The 22,710-nt window shown below is 68.1% G+C and carries 22 protein-coding genes and 1 pseudogene; 11 read left to right on the forward strand and 12 right to left on the reverse strand.

Translation table 11 applies throughout. From position 1 onward, the window contains the following. Positions 1-19 precede the first annotated feature (19 nt). Positions 20-517 carry an SgcJ/EcaC family oxidoreductase gene (locus HWW87_RS17170; protein WP_175821284.1) on the forward strand — a complete coding sequence of 166 codons (498 nt, stop codon included), beginning with the start codon at positions 20-22 and terminating at the stop codon, positions 515-517. A gap of 26 nt (positions 518-543) precedes the next feature. Continuing rightward, positions 544-1,122 (forward strand): YceI family protein, encoded by a 579-nt coding sequence (locus tag HWW87_RS17175; RefSeq protein ID WP_175821285.1) that lies wholly within the window; start codon positions 544-546, stop codon positions 1,120-1,122. A gap of 335 nt (positions 1,123-1,457) precedes the next feature. Here HWW87_RS17175 and HWW87_RS17180 read toward each other — a convergent pair whose 3' ends face one another. Continuing rightward, complete coding sequence (locus tag HWW87_RS17180) at positions 1,458-1,658, reverse strand: CBS domain-containing protein (protein WP_244107281.1); 201 nt, start codon at positions 1,656-1,658, stop codon at positions 1,458-1,460. Between the two features lie 24 nt (positions 1,659-1,682). Next, positions 1,683-2,393 carry an MgtC/SapB family protein gene (locus HWW87_RS17185; RefSeq protein WP_175821286.1) on the reverse strand — a complete coding sequence of 237 codons (711 nt, stop codon included), beginning with the start codon at positions 2,391-2,393 and terminating at the stop codon, positions 1,683-1,685. A gap of 427 nt (positions 2,394-2,820) precedes the next feature. Here HWW87_RS17185 and HWW87_RS17190 point away from each other — a divergent pair, with 427 nt between their 5' ends. Both HWW87_RS17190 and HWW87_RS17195 read left to right on the forward strand, forming a co-directional pair. Further along, positions 2,821-3,105: a helix-turn-helix transcriptional regulator gene (locus tag HWW87_RS17190; RefSeq protein WP_175821287.1), complete on the forward strand. Its 285-nt coding sequence runs from the start codon at positions 2,821-2,823 to the stop codon at positions 3,103-3,105. 17 nt (positions 3,106-3,122) lie between these two features. After that, positions 3,123-3,266 (forward strand): annotated as a pseudogene (locus tag HWW87_RS17195) (type II toxin-antitoxin system HipA family toxin); the annotation flags it as partial. A 64-nt stretch (positions 3,267-3,330) separates the two neighbouring features. On the opposite strand, the gene HWW87_RS17200 reads toward HWW87_RS17195, so the two are convergent. After that, the gene (locus HWW87_RS17200; RefSeq protein WP_175821288.1) at positions 3,331-4,296 is read right to left on the reverse strand and encodes an SDR family NAD(P)-dependent oxidoreductase; all 966 of its coding nucleotides are present in this window, start codon (positions 4,294-4,296) and stop codon (positions 3,331-3,333) included. Between the two features lie 139 nt (positions 4,297-4,435). Here HWW87_RS17200 and HWW87_RS17205 point away from each other — a divergent pair, with 139 nt between their 5' ends. Continuing rightward, positions 4,436-5,356, forward strand: coding sequence for an AraC family transcriptional regulator (locus HWW87_RS17205; RefSeq protein ID WP_175821289.1), 921 nt, complete (start codon positions 4,436-4,438; stop codon positions 5,354-5,356). Between the two features lie 146 nt (positions 5,357-5,502). On the opposite strand, the gene HWW87_RS17210 is transcribed toward HWW87_RS17205, so the two are convergent. The 9 genes from HWW87_RS17210 to HWW87_RS17250 all read right to left on the reverse strand — a co-directional run bounded on the left by HWW87_RS17210 (position 5,503) and on the right by HWW87_RS17250 (position 15,252). Continuing rightward, positions 5,503-6,033, reverse strand: coding sequence for an OsmC family protein (locus HWW87_RS17210; RefSeq protein ID WP_175821290.1), 531 nt, complete (start codon positions 6,031-6,033; stop codon positions 5,503-5,505). 60 nt (positions 6,034-6,093) lie between these two features. Beyond that, positions 6,094-7,164 carry a substrate-binding domain-containing protein gene (locus HWW87_RS17215; protein ID WP_175821291.1) on the reverse strand — a complete coding sequence of 357 codons (1,071 nt, stop codon included), beginning with the start codon at positions 7,162-7,164 and terminating at the stop codon, positions 6,094-6,096. A 167-nt stretch (positions 7,165-7,331) separates the two neighbouring features. Further along, positions 7,332-8,387: an ABC transporter permease gene (locus HWW87_RS17220; protein ID WP_175821292.1), complete on the reverse strand. Its 1,056-nt coding sequence runs from the start codon at positions 8,385-8,387 to the stop codon at positions 7,332-7,334. Next, positions 8,384-9,949 carry a sugar ABC transporter ATP-binding protein gene (locus HWW87_RS17225; protein WP_175821293.1) on the reverse strand — a complete coding sequence of 522 codons (1,566 nt, stop codon included), beginning with the start codon at positions 9,947-9,949 and terminating at the stop codon, positions 8,384-8,386. Before HWW87_RS17225 ends, HWW87_RS17220 begins: the two co-directional genes overlap by 4 nt. A gap of 102 nt (positions 9,950-10,051) precedes the next feature. After that, positions 10,052-11,434, reverse strand: a complete 1,383-nt coding sequence (locus tag HWW87_RS17230; protein ID WP_175821294.1) for an LLM class flavin-dependent oxidoreductase — start codon at positions 11,432-11,434, stop codon at positions 10,052-10,054. A 26-nt stretch (positions 11,435-11,460) separates the two neighbouring features. Next, positions 11,461-12,228 carry an ABC transporter permease subunit gene (locus HWW87_RS17235; RefSeq protein WP_175821295.1) on the reverse strand — a complete coding sequence of 256 codons (768 nt, stop codon included), beginning with the start codon at positions 12,226-12,228 and terminating at the stop codon, positions 11,461-11,463. Further along, a complete protein-coding gene (locus HWW87_RS17240; RefSeq protein WP_175821296.1) occupies positions 12,225-12,959 on the reverse strand; it encodes an ABC transporter permease subunit in 735 nt (244 codons plus the stop codon). Before HWW87_RS17240 ends, HWW87_RS17235 begins: the two co-directional genes overlap by 4 nt. Positions 12,960-12,963: 4 nt before the next feature. Beyond that, positions 12,964-13,767 carry a transporter substrate-binding domain-containing protein gene (locus HWW87_RS17245; protein ID WP_175821297.1) on the reverse strand — a complete coding sequence of 268 codons (804 nt, stop codon included), beginning with the start codon at positions 13,765-13,767 and terminating at the stop codon, positions 12,964-12,966. A gap of 177 nt (positions 13,768-13,944) precedes the next feature. Then, positions 13,945-15,252 carry an NtaA/DmoA family FMN-dependent monooxygenase gene (locus HWW87_RS17250; RefSeq protein WP_175821298.1) on the reverse strand — a complete coding sequence of 436 codons (1,308 nt, stop codon included), beginning with the start codon at positions 15,250-15,252 and terminating at the stop codon, positions 13,945-13,947. Positions 15,253-15,599: 347 nt separating this feature from the next. Here HWW87_RS17250 and HWW87_RS17255 point away from each other — a divergent pair, with 347 nt between their 5' ends. From HWW87_RS17255 to HWW87_RS17280, 6 genes are all read left to right on the forward strand, one after another. Then, positions 15,600-16,754: an MsnO8 family LLM class oxidoreductase gene (locus tag HWW87_RS17255; RefSeq protein ID WP_175821299.1), complete on the forward strand. Its 1,155-nt coding sequence runs from the start codon at positions 15,600-15,602 to the stop codon at positions 16,752-16,754. After that, the gene (locus tag HWW87_RS17260) at positions 16,751-17,326 is read left to right on the forward strand and encodes a GNAT family N-acetyltransferase (protein ID WP_175821300.1); all 576 of its coding nucleotides are present in this window, start codon (positions 16,751-16,753) and stop codon (positions 17,324-17,326) included. The genes HWW87_RS17255 and HWW87_RS17260 overlap by 4 nt, the downstream gene beginning before the upstream one ends. Positions 17,327-17,396: 70 nt before the next feature. Then, entirely contained in the window at positions 17,397-19,037 is a 1,641-nt protein-coding gene (locus HWW87_RS17265) for an ABC transporter substrate-binding protein (RefSeq protein WP_175821301.1), read from the forward strand. Positions 19,038-19,099: 62 nt separating this feature from the next. After that, the gene (locus HWW87_RS17270) at positions 19,100-20,110 is read left to right on the forward strand and encodes an ABC transporter permease (RefSeq protein ID WP_175821302.1); all 1,011 of its coding nucleotides are present in this window, start codon (positions 19,100-19,102) and stop codon (positions 20,108-20,110) included. Between the two features lie 13 nt (positions 20,111-20,123). After that, the gene (locus HWW87_RS17275) at positions 20,124-20,993 is read left to right on the forward strand and encodes an ABC transporter permease (protein WP_175821303.1); all 870 of its coding nucleotides are present in this window, start codon (positions 20,124-20,126) and stop codon (positions 20,991-20,993) included. Further along, positions 20,990-22,666, forward strand: coding sequence for an ABC transporter ATP-binding protein (locus HWW87_RS17280; RefSeq protein ID WP_175821304.1), 1,677 nt, complete (start codon positions 20,990-20,992; stop codon positions 22,664-22,666). The genes HWW87_RS17275 and HWW87_RS17280 overlap by 4 nt, the downstream gene beginning before the upstream one ends. The last annotated feature ends 44 nt before the right edge of the window (positions 22,667-22,710 follow it).

Consider the following 22,710-nt stretch of genomic DNA (forward strand, 5'->3'; position numbering starts at 1 on the left):
ATTTCATCCAGAGGTTGCCATGTACAAGAAACTGAACACATCGGTCGTTTCTGCGGTCCTGGCGCTTGCCTTCCTGCCGGTCGCCGCATCGGCGGCGCAACCCGAAAGCAATCGCGCGACAACCGAAGCGATTACCAGCCAGCTTCATCGATACGAGAAGGCGCTGAATACGTCGAATACCGACGAGGTGATGAAGCTGTATGCCGACGATGCGGTTTTCATGCCGCAGAGCTTTCCGACGGTGATCGGCAAGGACAACGTCCGGAAGGCCTATGACACCATCTTCAAGACGATCAAGCTGAACGTGACGTTCAAGATCGACGAAGTCAAGCGGCTTTCGAACGACTGGGCGTTTGCCAGAACCCATTCCAGCGGCACGCAAACTGTGCTGAGCACCAGCAAGCAAAGCGCTGAGGGCAACCAGGAGATCTTCATCTTCCATCGCTCGAAGGACGGCACATGGCAATTTGCCCGCTATATCTTCTCGACGACCAATCCGCCGAAGTCTGCCGAATAACTGGAAGAGATCATCAGGAAAACATCATGAAAAAATTCGTTATTCCCGTTCTGTCCGCGTTGAGCCTTACCATGGCCGCGAGCGTTCACGCATCCGAAACCTATCAGCTCGATCCCAACCATACCTACCCCAGTTTCGAGGCGGATCACTTTGGCGGCGTATCGATCTGGCGCGGCAAATTCACGAAAAGCAGCGGAACCGTCGTACTGGACCGTGCAGCCAAAACCGGCACGGTAGACGTAACAATCCAGACTTCGTCGGTCGATACGGGGAGTACGCAGCTCGACGGCGATCTGAAATCGGACAAGTTCTTCGATGTCGAAAAATTCCCGACGGCCGTCTACAAGGGAACCCGAATCGTGTTTCGCGGCTCGCAACCGAGCGAAGTTGTCGGAACGCTGACGATGCATGGCGTGACGCGGCCGTTGAACCTCAAGCTCCAGTCGTTCAAGTGCTTCCAGAACCCGATGTTGAAAAAGGAAGTATGTGGCACGGAAGCCACCGCAACGTTCGACCGAGGCGATTTCGGGATGAGCTACGGCAAGGACTACGGGTTCAGCCTCAAGACGACACTGCACATCCAGGCGGAAGGAATCAGGCAGTAACCGTCGTCAGGCGGCGCACGCAGTATCGAGCAACCCGTGCGCGCCTGCGTGGCCGCCGTTCATGATTTTTTATCGACGCGCGAATACTTTTCGCCCGCCGGCACCTCTCTCACATACCGGGATCGATCGGTTCCGGCATTCCCGCGATGGCAGCAGCATACAAGCCGGCGACGATGAAAGGCATGCAGAAATGCTACGGCATCGTGCGCGCGGCATGATTCGTCATTACGACGACCGTCACTGCTGTCGCCGGGATTGCGATCGCGCGCGTGGCACCCGACCGTTTCGTCGCGTCGTTGACTGCAATCGGTGCCGGCATACTGCTTGTGCGTCTGCTACGTTCTCCGATCATCCCCGCCATGCGTGCCGTCGCATACGGGCAGCGCGCCGACGTTCAGGTCGCTCATCAGCCTGACCGCATCGCGCAGGCTCGGCGTCGGGCCGATGGTCGCGGCGTCGCGTGTCATCCCTTCCGATACACCTGTCATGTTTCGCTCCTTGGCAAAGCCGCCCACGGCGGCCAGCAGCCCGAGCATCGCGCGTTCCGGCCGCCGCGCTGGTCAGTTCTCCGTCGAGCAGCGGACCGACGTCAGGCCGGCCGATTCGACGATCCGCATCAGCTGCTTCAGCATCGCGTCGGCGCCGCTCGCTTCGCGCCACTGCACGAACAGTTCTTCCTCGCGCACCGCGCGTGCGGCCGCTTCGCAAAAGCTTTTCGTCCGGCACGTGAAGCCCGCGTCGCGCAGCTTCGCGGCCAGTTGTTCGCGCACCGCCGAGCCCGGCGGATATTCGATCGTGACCAGCGCGGTCCTGACACCCCGCAAGCGCCGCTCGACGAACCGCAGCGGCCAGACGACCAGCAGCGCGAGCACCAGCCCGAGCGCGCCGAGCGACAACTGGCCGCCGCCGATGCACAGCCCGATGACCGTCACGAACCACAGCGTCGCGGCCGTGGTGACGCCGGACACGAGGCCGTCGCGATGAAGAATCGCGCCGCCGCCGATGAAGCCCATCCCGGTCAGGATGCCGAGCGGCAGCCGCATCGGGTCGAGCACCGAAAACGCGCCCTCCGGCTTGCCCGCCTGCAGCAGCAGCGCATTGACCTGCAGCATCGACAGGCACGCGGCGAGACAGACGAGGATCGTCGTGCGCAGGCCGGCCGTCTTGCCGGATTCGCTGCGATCGACGCCGATCAGTCCGCCCGCGACGAGCGCCAGCGCGATCCTGACGAGAACGTCTTGCCATTGCAGTACGACCGGCATCGGCTCCATACGCGCCTCCCGTGCAAATCGTCATGTGTCGGGGCGCGAACGCCGCCGCCGACGCTTGCCGGTCGCAAGGATCGGGCCTGCTTTCGGGGTATGGCGGCGCGTGTAGTGGGTCGGCGGGAATTGTAGAAAGGGGCGTTCTGCGAGCACGGTGGCGAAGGGCCGCCGTTATATGGCCCGCGGTTTGCGCTGACCGGACGATGTGCGTTCGAGCGAGCGTGCTGCACGGACTTGAATCGTGCACCGCTTTCACGGCCATGCAGCGGCAAGGGCCCCGACGGCCGCCCCTCCTTCTTCGTATCCGATCAGATACGGACACGCTCTCTGCGGCAAATTCCCGACACTCGGTTCCCGCTCGGGTACGAAACGACGCCCGGCTCGGCAATTCTGCAATACTGTTCCCGATCAGATACGAAGCACGGAGAACGTCATGTCGGAGCCTCAGTCCGTCGACACGATCGGTGCGCTCGCCCACCTCGTTCGTGCGGCGCGGATCCAGCAGGGGTTCACGCGGGACGAACTCGCGAACGCGACCGGGCTGTCACCGAAATTCATCAGTCAGGTGGAAGCCGGCAAGCCGACCGCGCAAATCGGCAAGGTCATGCTGCTGATGGGCGAGCTCGGCGTGCGCCTGTACGCCGAGTCGTCGGTCGAGATTTCGGAAGCTACCGCGCTGAAGGCCGCGCAACGCCGCAGGAGCAGCCATGGCGGCTAGCACGCTGATTGCGCGCCCCCCTCGATCGTCACGTCGAACAGACGCTCGATGAAATGCGGCACATCGCGCATCCGGACGCCGGGGAAATGCGGTTGCTGAATTCGATCGTCGCGATGCCGATCGCGGAAATGGGGCGCGCGCTGCGGCAGACGCGCGGATAGGCTGCCACGCGCAGGTGTCGTGCCGCGGCCGATACCCGCGCGGCGTGCGTCGAATGCTCGGGCGTCAGCCCCGCGCCGCAAAGGCATCGACGCCCGTCGCTGCCGCGGACCACGCCCACAGCCGCGCTGCCTCCTCCGGATCGATCGCATGCGGCCGCACGCCCGATTCCTCGTTGCCGCGCGTCACCACCGCAACGTCGCAATCCTCGCAATAGACGCCGCCGAGCTCGGCGATGCGCGGCGACGTCGCCGCCCATACCTGGGTTGCCGCCCCCTGCGCAGGCGTCTTGAACGTCGGATCGACCGGCACGCCGTGCTCGTCGACCCAGCCCTGCGCCATCATTTCCTCTCGCGTCAGATGACGCTGCAGCGGCGTCGCGATCTTGCCGGGATGCAGCGAATACGCTCGGACGCCGAACGGCGCGCCGAGCACGTCGAGCTGCACCGCGAACAATGCATTGGCGGTCTTCGACTGCGCGTACGCCAGCCATTTGTCGTAACCGCGCGCGAACTCGATATCGTCCCAGCGGATCGGCGACAGCCGGTGCCCGAGCGACGACACCGCGACCACGCGCGCGCCGTCGCCGTGCGCGAGCGCAGGCCACAGCCGGTTGACGAGCGCGTAGTGACCGAGGTGATTGACGGCCATCTGCGCTTCCCGCCCGTCGCCGACGCGGGTCTCCGGGCACGCCATGATGCCCGCGCTGTTGATGACGATATGCACGTTGCGCCGCGCGTCGACGAACCGCGCGGCGAATGCGGCCACGCTAACGGGATCCGCGAGATCGAGCGTCGCGACCTCCACGCCGGCGATGCCGTGCGTCGCTTCGCGCGCGGCCGCGGCGCTCCGTGCGCCGACGACGACGCGTGCGCCGGCCTGCGCCAGTGCACGCGTGGTTTCAAGCCCGAGACCCGAATGGCCGCCCGTGACGATGGCGGTCTTGCCGCGCAGGTCGAAGCCGGCCAGGACGTCGCTCGCCGTCGAGGCCACGCCGAATCCGGAATGAAGGGGGTGCTGCCTGCTCGTCATTGAAGGCTCCACGAACGGTGCGCAAAGCACGCGGCCGCCCATCGGCCGCGTCACTGCACGAGATCATTCTCCGGCGGCACACCCGGACTGTGAATGCAATAGAATCCGGTTTTTCGTCGAGATCGTCCGGGGATTGTGCGTGGACCCGCTATCGGAAGTGCTGTCGCTGCTGGAAACGCGCGACTCGATTTTCACCGGCCTGCGGGCCGGCGGCCCGTGGGCGGTCGACCTTCCCCCGCCCGACGGGATCAAGTTCAACGCGGTGGTCGAAGGCAGTTGCTGGCTGACCGTCGACGGTGCGGGACCGCCCGTCCGGTTACACGCGGGAGACTGCTTCCTGCTCGCCGCGCCGCGGGCATTTTCGCTGGCGAGCGATCCGTCGGTCGCGCCGGTGCCTGTCGCCGACGTGTACCGGCATGTCGAACACGGTATCGCGCACTATGGCGAACCGGCCGACTGTTTTCTGATCGGCGGCCGCTTCGCCTACGAGGAAGGCATGCCGCTGCTGCTCGGCAACCTGCCGCCCGTGGTGATCGTGAGCGGTGATTCCGAACCGGCGGCGGTGTTGCGCTGGTCGCTGCAGCAGCTCGCACGGGAATTCGGCGCGTCGTCGCCAGGCGGGTCGCTGATGGTTCGACATCTCGGGCACATGATGCTCGTGCAGATCCTGCGGCGCTATGTGGACGCCGGCGCGAACGGCGATGTCGGGTGGCTGGCCGGGTTCGCGGATTCGCGAGTCAGCGCGGCGCTGGCCGCGATTCACGCCGCGCCCGAACGACGCTGGACCGTCGACGCACTGGCGGCCTGCTGCCACGTGTCGCGTTCGACGTTCGCGCTGCATTTCAAGCGGCGGCTCGGGTTCGGGCCGCTCGAATACGTGCTGCGGTGGCGGATACAGCTGGCGATGCGCGAACTGCGCCGCTCGAACGCGTCGATATCGGCGATCGCGCAGCGGCTCGGCTACGACTCGGATAGCGCGTTCGGCCATGCGTTCAAACGCATCGTGGGCTGCTCGCCGCGCGCCTATCGTCATGACGTGACGAACGAGTCGACCAGCTAGCGTCGTGACCGCGTCTCTCGGACACGCGATGGTGCGATTCCGTCGATGCCATGCATTCGCATCACCGCCATCTGGATAATAAGTATTCTTATCACAATGCATCTATTTTGTTTTAAAACTCGGCCGCACATCACCGCGCCAGCGCCCTACCCGCTGGTATGCCGCAATTCCCCGTCGATGTTCTGCGGTAATCTCAGCAGGTTGAAGATCGGGCACACCGCCTCGACCGCCTGATGCAATGCGCGGATGGCTTCCGGCGGCTCCGGCGACACGATGTCCAGCGTATAGCGGATGTTGTGCGGGAAGACCGGAACATGCTCGAACCCCGGCTGTTGCGCGAGCGGATGCTGGTCGCCGGTGACTTCGACTTCGATCGCGTCGATCTTCAGGCCCCGCTCCGCGGCCTGGATCAACGTGATGTGCGTGAGGCAGCTGCCGAGCACGCCAAGCTGCAGTTCCGGCGACGCAGGCCCGAGGTTGTAGCCCGCGAAATCGGGCGGGCTGTCGCTGATCACCTGGAAGTCGCGAATCCGGATCTCGCGCACGCCGCTGCGACCGAGCGCACGCACGGTCGCCTTCAGCGGCGTCGCCTTGAAATCGGGATCGTTGCGGGCGGCCTGCTGCTTCGCGTGCCACGCGTCGCGCTTTTGTGCGAGATAGTCGTTCAGGGTCGTCATGGTCAAGTCATGGGTAGGCGGCACGCAAGCGACGGATCAGTGCGTTGCGTGCCGGGGCGATCAGTCGATCGCCGGAATCCACGCGGCCGTCGCCGCGTCGCTCGCGCGGAACGCCGGAAACTTCGCGCCGAGCTCGGCCACGGTATGAATGTCGTTCTTCACGAGATCGTCGCGCGTGATCAGCGTCGGCTTGACCGCAATGCGCGCGCCCGGGTTTTGCCCGGCGACCAGCAATGCCGCGGCCCGCACCGACACGGCGCCGACGACCGCCGGATTGGTCGCAGCCGTCGCGACCCAGGCGCTGTTCGGCGCGCGGATGGCCTCGATGTCGGCCGTCGACACGTCCGCGCTGTAGATGCGCAGCTTCGACGACAGCCGGGCCTCGTCGGCCGCGAGCTTCGCGCCGCGTGCGAACTCGTCGTACGGCGCGAACACGACGCGAATGTCGGGATTGGCGCGATACGCGGCGGCCGCCTGGTTCGCGACCGATTGCGCGATCGGATTGTCGACGGTGCCCCAGCGCGCCTTTTCCCGAACCTTCGGGTGCGCGCGCTTGAAATCGCGCCACGCGGCATCGCGCCGGTCGAGCGGCGCGAATCCGGCCACGTACACGTACCCTGCCGAGAACGCGTCGCCGTTGTCCTTCACGGCCTGATCGAGCAGCAGGTTCGCGAGGTCGCGATCGTTCTGCTCGATCTGCGGCACCTTCGGATTGGCGAGATCGACGTCGAACGCGACGACCTTGATGCCTTTGTCCAGCGCACGCTGAACGACGTCCTTCAGCGATTCCGGCAAGCCGTGATTGACGATGATCGCGGACACGCCGATGCTGATCGCCTGCTGAATCTGCTCGCGCTGCTCGGCCGCATCCTGCCGGCCTTCGTAGATGCGCAGTTCGACGCCGAGCGCGCGTGCCTGCTTCTGCGCACCGGCTTCGTAGGCCTGGAAGAAATCGCCGGTCGACAGGTAGTTGACGAGCGCGATCTTCACGCCGCCCTTGTCGAACGGCGCCGGCGCGCCCTTGAGCGGGCCGGCGTGTGCCGTGGGCATACCCAGCACGAGCGCGGCGCCCAGCACGAGTGCACCGAGTTTCGGTTCGAGGCGCGACTTTCGGTGAAGCAACGAGCGCATGGCGTCTCTGTCTCCGTATAGGACGATATCGGCTCAATCTATCAGCACGGCACGCGAACTCAAACCGACCGATTCGGCAATCGATATTACTTTGGATAACAAACAGTCCGGCCTGAAGATTCTTCGAACCCGTCCGTGCCTGCGCCAACGCTTGGCGACCTCACGCATCACGCCCGGGCATCCGCGCGGCGACCGATGCCGAACGTAAACGCAAGGGCCAGCACGAGCAGCACGCCCTTGATGAAATCCTGCATATAGTAGGGTGCGTTCAGCATCGTCAGCCCGTTGAGCAGCACGCCGACGAACACCGCGCCGACGACCGTGCCGAACACGTTGGGCCGCTTCGCGCCCCACACCGCGTAACCGATCAGCGCGGCGGCCACCGCGTCGAGCAGCAGCGAGTGTCCCGCGCTCACGTCGCCGCGGCCGACCCGCGCGGCGATCAGCACGCCGCCCAGCGACGCGATCGCGCCCGACACGACATACGCGGCGACGCGGTAGCGCGCGGCCGGCGCGCCGGCCAGCCGCGCGGCCGTTTCGTTGCCGCCGATCGCGTAGATCACGCGGCCCCAGCGCGTCGCTTCCATCGTGATGCAGGCCAGCACCGTCACGGCCGCGAGCACCAGTACCGGCAACGGTACGACGTCGAACACGCGCAGCCGGCCGAGCGCGAGGAACGCGTCGGGGAACACACCCGTCGCGTCCGTGCCGTCGGGCAGCACGGAGCCGGTCGCGAGCGAACGGCCGCCGGTCGGGATCAACTGCAGGCCGGCCAACAGGAACAGCGTGCCGAGCGTCGCGAGCTGGTCCGGCACGCGCAGCCGCGTGATCAGCAAGCCGTTGAACAGCCCGGCGGCCACGCCAAGCGCGACGCAGGCGATCACGGCCGCCCACGCGCTACCGTGCCAGACGACCAGCACGTAGCTCGCGGCCATCTGCGCGGTCGCGGCCACGCTGCCGACCGACAGGTCGAAACCGCCGGCCGCAAGCGTGACCGTCACGCCGACGCCGAGCAACGCGACGATCGACACCGCCTGCAGGATGCTGAACAGATTGTCGAGGTTCAGGAATGCCGGTTCCCTGAGTGCGAACACGACCACGAGGACGGCCAGCACGAGCAGGATGCCCGTCCGTTCGAGCGCATCTCGGATGCGTGGCGGCCCGGGGCGCGACCGTTCGACGGATGCGGCATGATGTACAGCGGAAGAAGTCACGGGTTTCATGAGCAGGCACGCACGATGGAAGAAGTCGGAGGCGGGCAATCGAGCGTCGCGCGATCGAACCGCACGATACGATCGGCGATCTCGGCCGCTTCTTCGAGATTGCTGACGAACACGATCGTCGCGCGCTCATGCGCATGACGCCGCAGCGTATCGACGATATCGGCGCGCGCACCCGCATCGATGCCCTGGAACGGCTCGTCGAGCAGCAACAGCCGCGCCGGTTCGGCGTGCCAGCGCGCGAGCACGACCTTCTGCTGGTTGCCGCCGGACAGGTGCGCGACGCGATCGTCGGGCCCCTCGCAGCGAATGCCGAACCGTGCGATCGCCGCCGAGGCGGCCGTGCGTTCGCGCGTTCGGCGCACCGCGCCGCTCGCGAACCAGCGCGACAGGAACGGAAAGCCGATCGTGCCGGCGATCGATGCAAACGGGACGCTGTCGGGAAACAACGACGTGCGCCAGCGATCCTCGCCGGCCAGGAATACGCCGGCTCGAATCGCGTCGGCCGGCGAACGCGGCCGCCACGGCCGGCCGTCGAGCGTCATCTCGCCGGCCGCCGCCTGCACCGCGCCGAAGATCGTCCGCGCGAAGCGCGACTTGCCGCCGCCGACCGGGCCCGCGATCGCGACGATCTCGCCGCGCCGCACCTCGAGGTCGAACGGCGTACTGGTCGGCGTCAGCCGGATCTGCCGCACGCTGAAGCCTGAGCCGAGCCCGGATCCTGATCCGGCCAGTCCGGCACGCGCCGGCGCCGCTGCACGCGCACGCGGCAACGGCCGGCCGATCATCGTTTCCACCGCGGCGTCGAAATCGATCGGCGCGGCCAGATCGGCGACGATCCGGCCGTCGCGGACGATCGCCGCGCGATCGGCGATACGCCGCAAATCGCCGAGCCGATGCGACACCAGCAGGATGGCGACGCCGTCGCGGCGCAATGCATCCACCAGCACGAACAGCCGCTCGGCCTCCGCCGCGGACAGGCTGGCGGTCGGCTCGTCGAGAATCAGCAACGACGGCTGCCCGGCCAGCGCGCGCGCCAGGGTCACGCGCTGCTGGTCGGCCAGCGACAGCGATGCGAGCGGCGCCGCCAGATCGACGTCGAGCCCGACCCGCTCGGCGAGCGACCGTGCCGAGGCACGCCGGGCAGCCGGCGGCACGCGCCACGGCGAGGCCGGATCACATAGCCGGTCCAGCAGCAGGTTGTCGGCGATCGACAGCGTCGGCACGACCGCATCGGCCACCGACTGGTGCACGGTCGCGACGCCGAGCTGCTTGGCCGCGTGCGGCGACGCCGGCCGATAGGGTTCGCCGCGCAGCATCAGCGTGCCGCCGTCCGCCTGCAGCGCGCCGCTCAGGATCTTGACGAAGGTCGACTTGCCCGCGCCGTTCGCGCCCATCAGCGCGACGACTTCTCCGGCGCCGATCGACAGGTCGAGCGCCGCCAGCGCGACGGTCGCGTCGAAACGTTTCGCGATGCCCGTGGCGCTCAGGACGGGCGGTAACGCCGATCGATGGGATCGATCTTCGCGCGTCGGGTCCATGATCTCGTTCGTCGCGCGATTCATGCCGGAAGATTCCGGTCGGCACGATGCGGTTGCAGCAGGAACAGTACGTCGTGGGTCATGTCACGCAACTCCGCGGATAGTCGCCCGGTATCGATCGGCTCGTCAGCCCGCTTCAGGCACGGGAAACCGGAACGAAGCGCCATAGGCCGAGTCCGGCAGGCGGTCGCGGCCGCCCAGCCGTGAACGGAAGGTGCCGCTCGGCGGCGTCGTCCGGTACAGGCCGCGCTTCTTCAGTTCCGGCACGATCAGTTCGGCGAAATCGTCGAGCGTGCCCGGGCTGATCAGCGGATTGAGCATGTAGCCGCTCGTCGTCGACTGCTGCGCATGCTCGGCGAGCTGGTCCGCGACTTCGTCCGGCGAGCCGACGAGGATCAGGTCGGTGCCGCGCGTGACGCTCGCGAACTTGCGCCGCACGTCGCCTGCGGTGAGCGGCTTGCCGCTGCCGTCGGGCCGCACCACGTAGGACGTCAGCCCTTCCGTCTGCGTCGTCAGCGGTTCGTCGTCCGCATAGCGGTCGATGTCGATGCCGGTGTCGCCCGCATAGCTGACGAGTTGCGCGTGCTGGTGATAGTGCTGCTGCAGCGTGTGGTATTTCTCCTTCGCGTCGCTCGACGAGCGCGCGGTCACGATCCGCAGCACCGTCAACGACTTCACGTCGTCCGCCGCCCGGCCGCGTTCGGCCGCGAGCCGCCGAATCTCGTCGAGGCCGGCGCGAATCTCGTGCGGATTCGACTTCGCGACGAACACCACCTCCGCGTGCTTCGCCGCGAATTCGCGCCCGCGCCCCGACCAGCCGGCCTGGATCAGCACGGGCGAGCGCTGCGGCGACGGCGCGCAGACGTGTGGCCCCTGCACGCGATAGTGCGTGCCTTCGTGCGCGATCGGCCGCACGCGGTCGCCACGCGCATAGCGCGGCGCGTGCTTGTCGGCGACGACCGCGTCGTCCGCCCAGCTTCCTTCCCACAGCTTGTACACGACGTCGAGAAATTCTTCCGCGCGCGCGTAGCGTTCGTCGTGGCCGATCATCCGGTCGAGCCCGAAGTTGCGCGCCGCGCTCGTCAGGTAGGACGTCACGATGTTCCAGCCGATCCGGCCGTTGCTCAGATGATCGAGCGTGCTGAAGCGGCGCGCAAGCGCGAACGGATGCTCGTAGGTCGTGCTCGCCGTCACCCCGAACGCAAGCCGCTCGGTCTGTGCGACGAGCGCCGGAATCAGCATCATCGGATCGTTCGCGGGCGATTCGACCGCCCACTGCAGCGCCGCGTCGGCCGACCCGCCATAGACGTCGTACAGGCCGAGCACGTCCGCGAAGAACAGCATGTCGAGATCGGCCTGCTCGGCCGTGCGCGCGAGGTTCGACCAGAACGGCAGCGTATTCGCGCGGAGCCGTTCGTCGGCGGGATGGGTCCACAGGCTCGGCGCGCCGCCGCAGCCGACGCTGGCTTGTTCATACAGGGAAAACAGCAAGGGGCGAGGATCGGACATCGTCGAAATCGGTACCAGGGCAGGAATCAGTTGGGTGCCGCCCATGCGCCCGAAGACGCGCGGCGGCGCCGGGCGGGCATGCGGTCGTCGGGTACGCGCGTCAGGTAGCGATTGACGCGCTGCTCGAGACGGGCGGCAGGAATGGTCAGCAGCGCGACCAGCACGACATAGACGATCGCCGCACCGGCCAGCGGTTCGTACACGCGCAACGTCTCGAAGCGCAGCGTATTGGCCGTGCCCATCACGTCGAACACGGTCACGGTCGACGCGAGGACTGTCGATTTCAGCAGCAGGATCGCCTCGCCGGTGAGCGCGGGCAGCGCAAGCCGCCACGCACGCGGGCCGACGATGCGGCGCAGCACCTGCATGCGCGTCATCCCGTATGCATGTCCGGCCTCGATCTCGCCGGCCGGCACGCCGGCGATCGCGCCGCGCAGGATCGTCGCGACATACGCGCTCTCGTTCACGCTCAACGCGACGATCGCGTACCAGAACGCGTCGCGCAGCAGCGGCGACGCCCAGCTGTCGCGCATCCATTCGCGCGGAACGATCTGCCCGAATCCGTAGTACAGCAGATAGAGCTGAACGAGTAGCGGCGTGCCGCGGATCAGCATGAGCCAGCTGCGCGCGGACCAGCGCAGCGGCGTATGGCGTGCACCGGCGGCGAGCGCGAGCGGCACCCCCAGCAGCACGCTGGCCGCGCCGGACACAAGCGTCAGCGCCAGCGTCGTCGGCACCGCGGCGAGCAGCTTCGGCATCACCGTGTCGAGCAGGAAAGGCAGCGAGAAGATCATGTCGTCGCGCGCCTCGTGCCGCGATTCGCATGCCGTTCCAGCGCCGCGAAGAGGCCGGTCGACGTGATGCTCAGCAGCAGGAACAGCGAGGCCGTGACCAGATAGAAGAATACGTAGTGCCGCGTCGCACCGGCCGCGAGCTGGCTCGCCTTCAGCAGATCCGTGAACGAGCCGAGCACGCTGATGAACGACGCATCCTTGGTCGCGTTCAGCCACACGTTGCCGACGCCCGGCAGCGCGAGCCGCGCCGCGGCCGGGAGCCGGATGCGCGCGAACGTCTGCCATGGCGTCATTCCGTACGCGTGCGCGGCCTCGATCTGGCCGACCGGGACGTTGACGAGCGCCGCGCGGAAGATGTCGGTGAGATACGCACCCTGGATGAAACCGAGCGACAGTGCGGCGACGACGAACGGGTCGAACGCGAAGTCGCTAGATACGATGCCGCTGCCGCGCAGCGCGTTCTCGACAGCCGGCGCGACTGCGTAGAACGCCAGCAGCAGGCATAACAGCTCGGGCAGCGCGCGCACAAGCGTCGTGTAGAGCCGCACGAGCCACGCAAGCGCTGCGTATCGCGACAGCTTGCCGAGCGCGCCGGCGATGCCGAGCAGCACGCCGGTGCAGAACGACGCTGCCGCGACGCCGAACGTCAGCGCGAACGCGCTCGCGAACACGCGGCCATAACCGCCGTCGCCGAATGCGAGCAACGCGAGCAGCGAATCGTCCGCGGCCATGCGCTCAGCGACCCTTCTCGATCGTGCCTTTCAGGTTCGGATAGCGGGCGGTGATCGCATCCCACGTGCCGTCCTGCTGCAGTTGCGCGATCGCGGTCGACAGCTTGCCGCGCAGCGCATCGCCGTGCCGCACGCCCGCGCCGACGCCGAGGCCCAGCACCGGATCGTCCGCGCACGTGGCCTTGACCTCGAAGTCCTTGCCGTCGCGCGACGCGAGGAACGCCGTGAACAGCCCCTTGCCTTCCTGTACGTAGTCGACACGGCCGGACACCAGATCCGCGAGCGCATTGTCGAACTTGTCGAACGCCTTGATCTGCGCGTCCTGCTTGAAGCGGGCATCGAGGAACGCCGAGAAGTTGGTGCCGGCCTCGACGCCGAGCACGCGGCCCTTGAAGGTCCCGGGAACCGCGCAGTCGACGCGGCGCCGGTCGCTTTTCGCGCCGACGAACACCGTCGGCGATTCGTAATACGCACGGCTGAAATCGATCGCTTTCTGCCGTTCGCCGGTGATCGTCATCGACGACCAGATCACGTCGATCCTGCGGTTCTGCAACGCCGGAATCAGGCCGTCCCACGCAATGTCGGTGAGCTCGCACCGCACGTTCAGCTTGCCGCACGCGGCATCGAGCACGTCGATTTCCCAGCCCTTCCACTTGCCGCCGGCGTCCTTCGAAAAGAACGGCGGATACGACTCGGCGTCGATGCCGACGCGCAACGTCGGCTGGGCCGCCTGGGAAACCGGCGCGAGGCCGAGCACGAACAGCGCGGCCGCGGCACGGCGGACCCTGGAACGCATCAAACGATTCATATGGCGCATTTCTGGAATAACGTCGGAACGACCGGCTTCGCAGCCGGCAGGAGGCGAGACTGTAATGCGCGCCGAAGCGTGTACCAAATGGTTATTTTTTCGATGGATATCTGATCGCGCGATATGCTCGGAACCGCGCACCGGCCAACGTCCACGCACGGTGCGCGTGTCATCCGCTCACGCCGCCGCGGCCTCCCGCCGCAACGCCGGCAGTTCCAGATTCGCGCGGAAATCGCCGCCCACATAGTCGGTATCGAGCAGATCGCGCCGACGCAACTCGGGCAGCAAGCCGTTGAGCAGCAAGTCTTCCTGGTCCGGCTGGCCGAGCCCGTGCAGCGACAGCACGTCGACGAGCCCCGCGCGATAGCGCGTCTCGATCGCATCGGCGAGCTGCTCGGGCGTGCCGGCGACGGACCAGTGGCCGGTCTCCTGCGCACGGATGATCAGCTCGCGCAGCGTCAGCCGCTGGCGCGCGTAGCCGACGAAGATCGCCACGCGTCCGCGCCGGCGGTGCACGCTGTCGATCGCCGGCAGCAGCGATCCCGGCAACGGCTGGTCGAACGGCAGGCCGCGCAGGTCCACGCTGCCGCCCAGCATGTCGGCGAGCTTCAGCCTGCCTTGTTCGTAGTCGATCCGTTCATGCTTGTCGCGCAACCGCCGCGCGACGTCGGCATCGGATTCGCCGATCACCGAATGAAACGAGTTCATCACAAGCGGCGGCCGCTCGCCGCGACCGAACACGGCCGCCTGCCGGTGCAGCTCGGCGACGAACGCGCGCGCGTCGTCGAGTGTCGGCTGCGACGTGTAGACGACTTCCGCATACCGTGCGCCGAGCGCCACGCCGCTTGCCGACTGCCCCGCCTGGAACAGCACAGGCCGCCGTTGCGGCGAAGGCGGCACGTTCAGCGGCCCCTGCACCTGGAAATGTGCGCCGCGATAGTCGATCGCGCCGAGCTTGAGCGGATCGACCGAGATGCCGCCGCCCTGCCCGCGCCGCGTCGCGCGCGGATCGTTCGCGTCGAACAGCGCGTTGACGACTTCGACGAATTCGGCCGCGCGCGCATAACGCTGCTCCGGGTCGGGCAGTGCCGCGTCGCCGAAATTCTCCTCCCCGACCGACGACGTCACCGCGTTCCACGCCGCGCGGCCGCCGCTCACGTGATCGAGCGTACCGATCAGCCGCGCGAGGTTGTACGGATGGTGATACGTCGTCGACACGGTCGCGACGAGCCCGATCGCCGATGTCGCCTGGCTCAGCGCCGCCAGCGCGACGATCGGTTCCTGGCTGCCGGTGGTCCCGGCGAGGCCGGCCGCATCGGCCTGCAGCAGGTCGGCGGTAAAGAGGCCGGTGATCTTCTCGGCTTCCGCCTTGCGCGCGAGCGATGCCGCGCGCTGCACGCCCTGCGCGACATCCGCATCGCCGGGCGCGTACAGCACGCTCGCCGCGCCGACGAGCGTCTTCAGCCGTCTGCGTGCGCCGCTCATGACGCGGCTCCGGTCGTCGCGCGATAGCACACCGTGAAAGCCATACGTCGTTCGCGTTGCTCGTTCATTCGCATTCCTCGTGATTCCGTTCGGTCGGAGAGTCGGAGCATGCATGCGGGCATCGCGACGGCGAGCGCACTCGCGTCGGATCGTCCGGCAGGCTTCCGGCACGCGCCGCAAGGCGTGCAGCCAACGACCATAACGCAAGCCCCCCGGTCGGCCGGAACGAATATTTTCGGCTTTCGATATTCTTCTTGATTGTTTGACCGTGCGAACGTCGGCGCAAAATAATTCGGCATGCAAAATCCGTTGATCAGGCCGTTTTGACCCGCGCCGATCGCTTCATCATGACGTTCGACGCCATCCGTTCCAACTCCGATTCGTCCGCTCTGTCCGCGTTGCCGTTCCGCTTGAGCGTGCTCGACAAGAGCCCCGTTGCGCCGGGAGAACCCGCCGCCGATGCGCTGGCGCGCAGCGTATCGCTCGCGCGCTTCGCCGATGCCGCCGGCTATCACCGCTACTGGCTCGCCGAACATCACAACACCGCCGCGCTCGCGTGCCCGACGCCGGAAATCCTGATCGCACACGTGCTCGCGCATACGCGGCGCATTCGGGTCGGATCGGGCGGCGTGATGCTGCAGCACTACAGTCCGTACAAGATCGCGGAAAATTTCAACCTGCTCGCGTCGCTCGCGCCCGGCCGCGTCGATCTCGGCATCGGCAAGGCGCCGGGCGGCATGCCGCTGTCGACGCGCGCGCTGCAGGCCGGCTACGATCCGGCGCGGCGCGCGTCCTTCGCCGATCTGGCCGACGAGTTGAATCGCCATCTGCTGGGCACCGATGTGACGGCCGATGCGAGCGGTGAGGATGCCGCCACGCTGCATGCGACGCCGCAGCCACCGGTGCCCGCGCAACCGTTTCTGCTCGGCGCCAGCGCGGAAAGCGCGACGCTCGCCGCACGGCTCGGCTGGGCGTTCGTCTACGCGTCGCATCTGAATGCATCCGCGACGGATCTGGAACGAACGTTCGACACCTATCGCCAGGCGTCGGGCGGCCGCACGCCGCTGCTGGCCGTCTCCGCGATCGTGGCCGACAGCCGCGACGCGGCTGCGCGACTCGCGAGCGGACATCAGGGCTTCCGCGTGCAGGTGGGCGACACGCCCGCCGTCAACGTCGGCAGCCTCGAACAGGCGCACGCATACATCCGCCAGGCCGGCGGCGGTCCGCACCGGATCGACCCGCGCGAAACGCGGATCGTGCACGGCACGCGCGACGACGTGCTGCGCGAGTTCGACGCATTGCATCGTCGTCACGGGATTGCCGAATTCGTCGTCGACACGCCGCTCGCCGATGCTGCGCCGCGAATTGCGTCGCTTCGGTTGCTGGCCGGGGCGCCTGCCGACGATCACGACACGACCGCGGCGCGCGACGGATCGAACGCGCGAGACCCGAGCGCACGCACGAACGAACGCCGACCCGACTTCGAGGGCACCGTGCCATGACCGATACGATCCGCATCGCCGGCGCGGACGACGTGCCGGCCGTCTACGCGTTGCTGCAGGACGCATACGCACCGCTCGCGGCGCAGGGCGTGCACTTCACGATCACGCGCGCGCCGATCGAACGCGTCGCGCAGACCGTCGCACGCGAAACGACGTTCGTGCTCGAACACGCGACACCGGAAGGCCGCACGGCCCTCGCGGCCACGTTGACCGTGCGGTTCCCATGGGTATCCGGCGAACGCCATCGCACGCCGCATCCGTTCCTGCACTGGTTCGCGGTCGCCCCCGCGTTCAAGCGCCAAGGATTCGGAAACGCGCTGATCGCGCACGTCGAGACGCAGTTCCTGGCGTCGCAAATCAAGGCGCCCGCGACGTATCTCGCGACCGCGACCAACCATCCATGGTTGCAGTCGTATTACGAACGCAACGGCTACCGCCCGTTCGACCGCTCGACGAATGCGCTCGGCACGCCGCTCGTCTGGTTGAGAAAAGTCCTGATCCCGGATCTCTACCCGGACCCGACAGCGGACGATACCGCCCGGGACCGCGAGCGCATCCACGCGAACGCGTGACGTGAAACGCCGGCCCACGCGGCGACGCGAACCGCATCCACCGCTCCCCACCTCGTAAAAGGTTCCTCGCATGACATTCGCATTTCCGGATTCCGCGCTGCGCGCGTCGCGCCGCACCTTGTCGGCTGCGCTGCTGCTCGCCCTCGCGCTGCCGCATGCGACGTTCGCCCAGGGCGCGCCCGTTGCCGGCGGCACGCTGACCTGGGGCGTCGAAACGGAGCCCCGCACGCTGAACCCGCAACTGAACGGCCAGGACAAGGTCGAGCTGCTGCTGCGCAACGCGTACGAAAGCCTGCTCGCGCAGAAGCCCGACGGCAACTACGTGCCGTGGCTCGCGACCAGCTACAAGGTATCCGCCGACGGCAAGACCTATACGTTCACGCTGCGCGACGGCGTGAAATTCACCGACGGCGCGCCGTTCGACGCGAAGGCCGTCGCCCGCAATTTCCTGAACGCACGCGAACTGTCGTATGCGGCCGGCAGCCAGCTCGCGCGGCTGATCTCGCACGTCGCCGACGTCAGGACGCCGGACGCGCACACGGTCGTCATCACGCTCGACGCGCCGTATGCGCCGTTCCTGACGTTCGCGGGCCGGCTGCCACTGCTGTCGCCGAACGCATTCGAGCGGCCCGGCCTGAAGTCCGGCGGCCCCGACATCGCGGGCACCGGCCCGTTCATCCTGCGCCGCTACGTGAAGGGACAGGAAATCGAGTTCGCGAAGAATCCCGACTATCGCTGGGCACCGCCGACGGCGGGCCATCAGGGCCCCGCGTATCTCGACCGGATCGTCTACCGGTTCCTGCCCGAATCGTCGGTACGCACCGGCGCACTGCTGTCCGGCCAGGTCGACGTGATCGAGGGCGTGTCGGGCAACGACGCCGCGCTGATCCGCAAGAACGCCGATTTCACCTACCGCCGCGCGCTCAACACCGGCACGCCGTACTCGCTGTTCCTGAACGTCGGCTACGGCCCGACGCAGGATGTGAAGGTGCGCCGCGCGCTGCTCGAAGGGCTCGACACGACCGGCATCGTGCAGTCGATCTACCGCGGCGAACGCACGCGCGCATGGGGCATCACGTCGCCGATCGATCCGTTCTACGACGCGTCGATCGACAAGACCTACGGCAACAACCCGAAGCTCGCGAACCAGCTGCTGGATGAAGCCGGCTGGAGCGCGCGCGACAGCGGCGGCTACCGCACGAAGAACGGCGAGCGGCTGACGATCGCGGTCGTCCAGGCGCAGGCGACGGTGCGCGACCAGCGCGACGTGCTGCTGCAGGCGCTGCCGGCGCAGGCGCGGCAACGGCTCGGCGTGGACCTGAAGATCCAGTACGTCGACGACGGCACGTACGTCGAGGCGCGCAAGAGCGGCAAGTTCGGCTCGATCGCGAACTCGAACACGCCGCCGGACGGCATCGACATCGAAGGCCACTACCTGCCCGTCGATCGCGGCGGCGCGCTGAACTACAGCCGGGCGGCGGCGCCCGAACTGACGCGCTGGCTGCAGGGGGCCGCGCGCACGCAGAACGTCGCCGAGCGCAAGAAGCTGTACGGCGAGTTGCAGCGCTTCGCGATCAACGAACAGGCGTACGCGCTGCCGCTGTACGAGCCGGAAGACCAGATCGCCGCCGCGAAGGCGGTCCAGGGCTTGCGCTTCCGCTCGTTCGCGCAGATGCCCGAGAGCCCGTACGACGTGTGGGTGAAGCAGTAAGCCGACGCGTATCGGCCTGCCTCGCATCGCCCATCGCGCCCCCCCCGACAGGAGAATCGACCATGAACCGTCCGTCGTCCGCTTTCGTCTCCGTCCCGGACACGCGGCCTGCCGCTGCACCGCCGGCAGCGTGGCGCCGCTGGCTGCGTTCGCCGATCGCGACGCGGCTCGCCACCGGCGCGCTCGTGCTGTGGGCCGCGGTCACGCTGTCGTTCGCCGCCGTGCATCTCGCACCGGGCGACATCGTCAGCATCCTGATCGGCGAGCAGTTGAGCACGCCGGAGATCGAAGCCGCGATCCGCCAGGAATGGGGACTCGACGAGCCGCTTGCGCTGCAATACCTGCATTACCTGTGGCGGGTGCTGCACGGCGAGTTCGGCCGCTCGTACATCCTGAACACCGACGTCGCGCCGCTCGTGCTCGGCCAGCTATGGCCGACGCTGAAACTGACGGGCGCGGCGCTCGTCGTGACGATCGTGTTCGCGGTCGGCCTCGCGGTGCTGACGGCCGGCTGCCGCTGGGCCGGGCGTGCGGCATCGGGCATCGAGCTGCTGCTCGCGTCGACGCCGTCGTTCTGGCTCGGCATCATGCTGCTGTTCGTGTTCAGCTTCACGCTGAAGCTGTTCCCGGTGGCCGGCGATCGCGGCTTCGCGTCGCTCGTGCTGCCCGCGCTGTCGCTCGGGCTCGCCCAGGGCGCGGTGATCGGCCGCGTGCTGCGGCAAGGCATCGAGCGCGCGCTCGACGAACCGTATGCGCTGACGGTGCGTTCGTGGGGCATCGGCGAGCTCGCGCTGCGCGTGCGCCATGCGCTGCGCCACGCGGCGCTGCCGGCCGTCACGCTCGCCGGCTGGCTCGTCGGCGGCCTGCTGAGCGGCGCGGTGATCACCGAGCAGGTGTTCGGCCGGCCCGGCCTCGGCAAGGTGACGGTCGACGCGGTGCTGTCGAAGGACATGCCGGTGATCCTCGCGATCGCGATCCTGTCGGCGGCCATCTACGTCGCGCTCAGCACCGCCGTCGACCTGCTGTACCTGCTGATCGATCCCCGTCTGCGCGACCGCCGCGCAGCGCCTTGAACCGGAGACGCCGATGTCCGTTCCCGCCGATCTCGCCTTGCACGCATCCGCGGCCTCCCGCACGGCCGGCTGGCTGCGCCGCCATCCGGGCCTCGCGCTCGCCGCCGTCTATCTGCTGCTGAACGGGGTCGCCGTCGTCGCACCGGGCTGGCTCGCGCACGACGACCCGCTGGCGGCCGATCCGCTGTCCGCGCAGCTCGGCAGCAGCGCCGGGCACTGGCTCGGCACCGATCAGCTCGGCCGCGACATCTTCTCGCGGGTCGTGCATGGCGCCCGCTACTCGCTGTCGATCAGCGCGGCCGCGATCGGCGTCGCGACGCTGTTCGGCACCGCGCTCGGGCTGTTCGCCGGCCTCGCGCGCGGCTGGCTCGACGAGCTGATCACGCGCCTGCTCGACGTCGTGTCCGCCTTCCCCGACCTGCTGCTCGCGCTGATGCTGATCTCGTTCACCGGCCCCGGCGCGGTCAACCTCGTGTTCGCGCTCGGCGTCGCGTCGGTGCCGCGCTTCGCACGCGTAGTGCGGGCGCAGACCTTCGTCGTCGCGGCGTCCGGCTATGTCGAGCACGCGCGCACGCTCGGCCTCGCGCCGGCGGTACTGGTGTGGCGGCACGTGTTGCCGCATGCGATCGCGCAGGTGCCGGTACTCGCGACGATCGGGCTGGGCACCGCGATCATCGGCACGTCGGGACTGAGCTTTCTCGGGATGGGGCCGCAGCCGCCCGCGGCGGAATGGGGATTGATGCTCGCCGAGGGCCGCAACTATCTGTACAACGCGTGGTGGATCGCGGTGTGGCCCGGCCTCGCGATCACCGCGGCCGTGGTCGCCGTAAATGCGCTCGGCGGCTACTGGCAGGCGCGCTTCGAGCGCCGGGAAGCAGCATGAGCACGTCCGCAACCGTTGCGCGCGCAACGAATACCGCCGCCGTGCCGCTGGCTCGCATCGAGCGCCTGACGATCGGGTTTCGCGGCCCGCAAGGGACACAGGCCGTCGTCGGCCCGCTCGACCTTGCCGTGCATGCCGGCGAATGCGTGGCGCTCGTCGGCGAGTCGGGCTCCGGCAAATCGGTCACCGCGCGCAGTCTGGTCGGACTGAACGGCCCGCACGCCGTGATCGACGCCGCCCGGTTCGAGATCGCCGGCGTCGATGCGCGCGGCCATCGGGAACGCGACTGGCGCGCGATACGCGGCCGCCGGATCGGCTACGTGCTGCAGGACGCGCTGGTGTCGCTCGACCCGCTATGGCGCGTGCGCGATCTCGTCGCGGAGGCGTTGCACGATACGCGTCGGCGCGATATCGCCGCGCGCAGCGCCGACCTGCTGCGCTCGGTCGGCATCGACGATCCCGAGCGGCGGCTGCCGCAGTATCCGCATCAATTGTCGGGCGGCTTGCGGCAGCGCGTGCTGATCGGCACCGCGATCGCGGGCGGCGCGTCGCTGCTGATCGCCGACGAGCCGACCACGGCGCTGGACACGACCGTGCAACGCCAGATCCTGTCGCTGCTGCGGGCGCGTCGGGATGCCGGCGACGCGATCCTGCTGATCAGCCACGACCTCGCGGTCGTCGCGGACCTGGCCGACCGCGTGCTCGTGATGCGCGCCGGCCAGGTCGTCGAACAGGGGCCGGCACGCGACGTGCTGAGCGCACCGGCGCATCCGTACACGCGTGCGTTGCTCGCGGCGATTCCCACCGCCGCGTCGCGCGGGTTCCGGCTGGCGAGCGCCGCGCGCGTGCCGCTGCCGCCGAAGCGCATCGACACGCACGCACCGGTGCTGGCCGTCGACACGCTGACGAAGCGCTATGGCGGGCGCGATGCGCCGGCCGCGGTCGACGGCGTATCGTTCTCCCTCGCGCGCGGCGAGACGCTCGGCATCGTCGGTGAATCCGGCTCCGGTAAATCGACGGTCGCGCGGATCGTGCTCGGGCTCGTCGAACCCGACGCCGGCACCGTCACGCTCGACGGCCAGCCGTGGAACGGCGTCCCGGAAGCCGCGCGGCGCGCCCGCCGTGCACGGCTGCAACTGATCGCCCAGGACCCGTACAGTTCGTTCGACCCGCGCTACCCGGTCGGGCGGATCATCGGAGAAGGGCTCGACGCTGCCGGACTCCACGGCGACGCGCGCCGCCGCCGCGTGCTGCAACTGCTCGACGAAGTGCAGCTCGGCGCGGCGTGCTTCGACCGTTACCCGCGTGAATTGTCCGGCGGCCAGCGGCAGCGCGTCGCGATCGCGCGCGCGTTCGCGTCCAATCCGGTGCTGCTCGTCGCGGACGAACCGGTCAGCGCGCTCGACGTGTCGATCCAGGCGCAAGTGCTCGACCTGCTCGCCGATCTTCAGGCCGAACACGGCACCGCGATGCTGTTCATCTCGCACGACCTGGGCGTGGTGCATCACGTGGCCGACCGGATTCTCGTGATGCGGCGCGGCCGCGTGGTCGAAAGCGGGCCGGTCACGCAGGTATTCGACGCGCCGTCGCATCCGTATACCGCGTCGCTCCTCGACGCACTGCCCACGCTCCCCGGCGCGACCGCCGCGCCGACGCTCGCCGCGCTCGCATGACGGTTTCCCGCCCGCGTCGAACCGCCGTCGCGGGCTGATCGGCC

The sequence above is a fragment of the Burkholderia sp. BCC0419 genome, from assembly GCF_902830285.1.
Taxonomy (GTDB): domain Bacteria; phylum Pseudomonadota; class Gammaproteobacteria; order Burkholderiales; family Burkholderiaceae; genus Burkholderia.

Bases quoted from the DNA above. Each gene is read 5' to 3' on its own strand.
- HWW87_RS17170 (WP_175821284.1), top strand. From the start codon at position 20: ATGTACAAGAAACTGAACACATCGGTCGTTTCTGCGGTCCTGGCGCTT.
- HWW87_RS17175 (WP_175821285.1), top strand. From the start codon at position 544: ATGAAAAAATTCGTTATTCCCGTTCTGTCCGCGTTGAGCCTTACCATG.
- HWW87_RS17180 (WP_244107281.1), bottom strand. From the start codon at position 1,658: ATGCTCGGGCTGCTGGCCGCCGTGGGCGGCTTTGCCAAGGAGCGAAAC.
- HWW87_RS17185 (WP_175821286.1), bottom strand. From the start codon at position 2,393: ATGGAGCCGATGCCGGTCGTACTGCAATGGCAAGACGTTCTCGTCAGG.
- HWW87_RS17190 (WP_175821287.1), top strand. From the start codon at position 2,821: ATGTCGGAGCCTCAGTCCGTCGACACGATCGGTGCGCTCGCCCACCTC.
- HWW87_RS17200 (WP_175821288.1), bottom strand. From the start codon at position 4,296: ATGACGAGCAGGCAGCACCCCCTTCATTCCGGATTCGGCGTGGCCTCG.
- HWW87_RS17210 (WP_175821290.1), bottom strand. From the start codon at position 6,033: ATGACGACCCTGAACGACTATCTCGCACAAAAGCGCGACGCGTGGCAC.
- HWW87_RS17215 (WP_175821291.1), bottom strand. From the start codon at position 7,164: ATGCGCTCGTTGCTTCACCGAAAGTCGCGCCTCGAACCGAAACTCGGT.
- HWW87_RS17220 (WP_175821292.1), bottom strand. From the start codon at position 8,387: ATGAAACCCGTGACTTCTTCCGCTGTACATCATGCCGCATCCGTCGAA.
- HWW87_RS17225 (WP_175821293.1), bottom strand. From the start codon at position 9,949: ATGAATCGCGCGACGAACGAGATCATGGACCCGACGCGCGAAGATCGA.
- HWW87_RS17230 (WP_175821294.1), bottom strand. From the start codon at position 11,434: ATGTCCGATCCTCGCCCCTTGCTGTTTTCCCTGTATGAACAAGCCAGC.
- HWW87_RS17235 (WP_175821295.1), bottom strand. From the start codon at position 12,228: ATGATCTTCTCGCTGCCTTTCCTGCTCGACACGGTGATGCCGAAGCTG.
- HWW87_RS17240 (WP_175821296.1), bottom strand. From the start codon at position 12,959: ATGGCCGCGGACGATTCGCTGCTCGCGTTGCTCGCATTCGGCGACGGC.
- HWW87_RS17245 (WP_175821297.1), bottom strand. From the start codon at position 13,767: ATGAATCGTTTGATGCGTTCCAGGGTCCGCCGTGCCGCGGCCGCGCTG.
- HWW87_RS17250 (WP_175821298.1), bottom strand. From the start codon at position 15,252: ATGAGCGGCGCACGCAGACGGCTGAAGACGCTCGTCGGCGCGGCGAGC.
- HWW87_RS17255 (WP_175821299.1), top strand. From the start codon at position 15,600: ATGACGTTCGACGCCATCCGTTCCAACTCCGATTCGTCCGCTCTGTCC.
- HWW87_RS17260 (WP_175821300.1), top strand. From the start codon at position 16,751: ATGACCGATACGATCCGCATCGCCGGCGCGGACGACGTGCCGGCCGTC.
- HWW87_RS17265 (WP_175821301.1), top strand. From the start codon at position 17,397: ATGACATTCGCATTTCCGGATTCCGCGCTGCGCGCGTCGCGCCGCACC.
- HWW87_RS17270 (WP_175821302.1), top strand. From the start codon at position 19,100: ATGAACCGTCCGTCGTCCGCTTTCGTCTCCGTCCCGGACACGCGGCCT.
- HWW87_RS17275 (WP_175821303.1), top strand. From the start codon at position 20,124: ATGTCCGTTCCCGCCGATCTCGCCTTGCACGCATCCGCGGCCTCCCGC.
- HWW87_RS17280 (WP_175821304.1), top strand. From the start codon at position 20,990: ATGAGCACGTCCGCAACCGTTGCGCGCGCAACGAATACCGCCGCCGTG.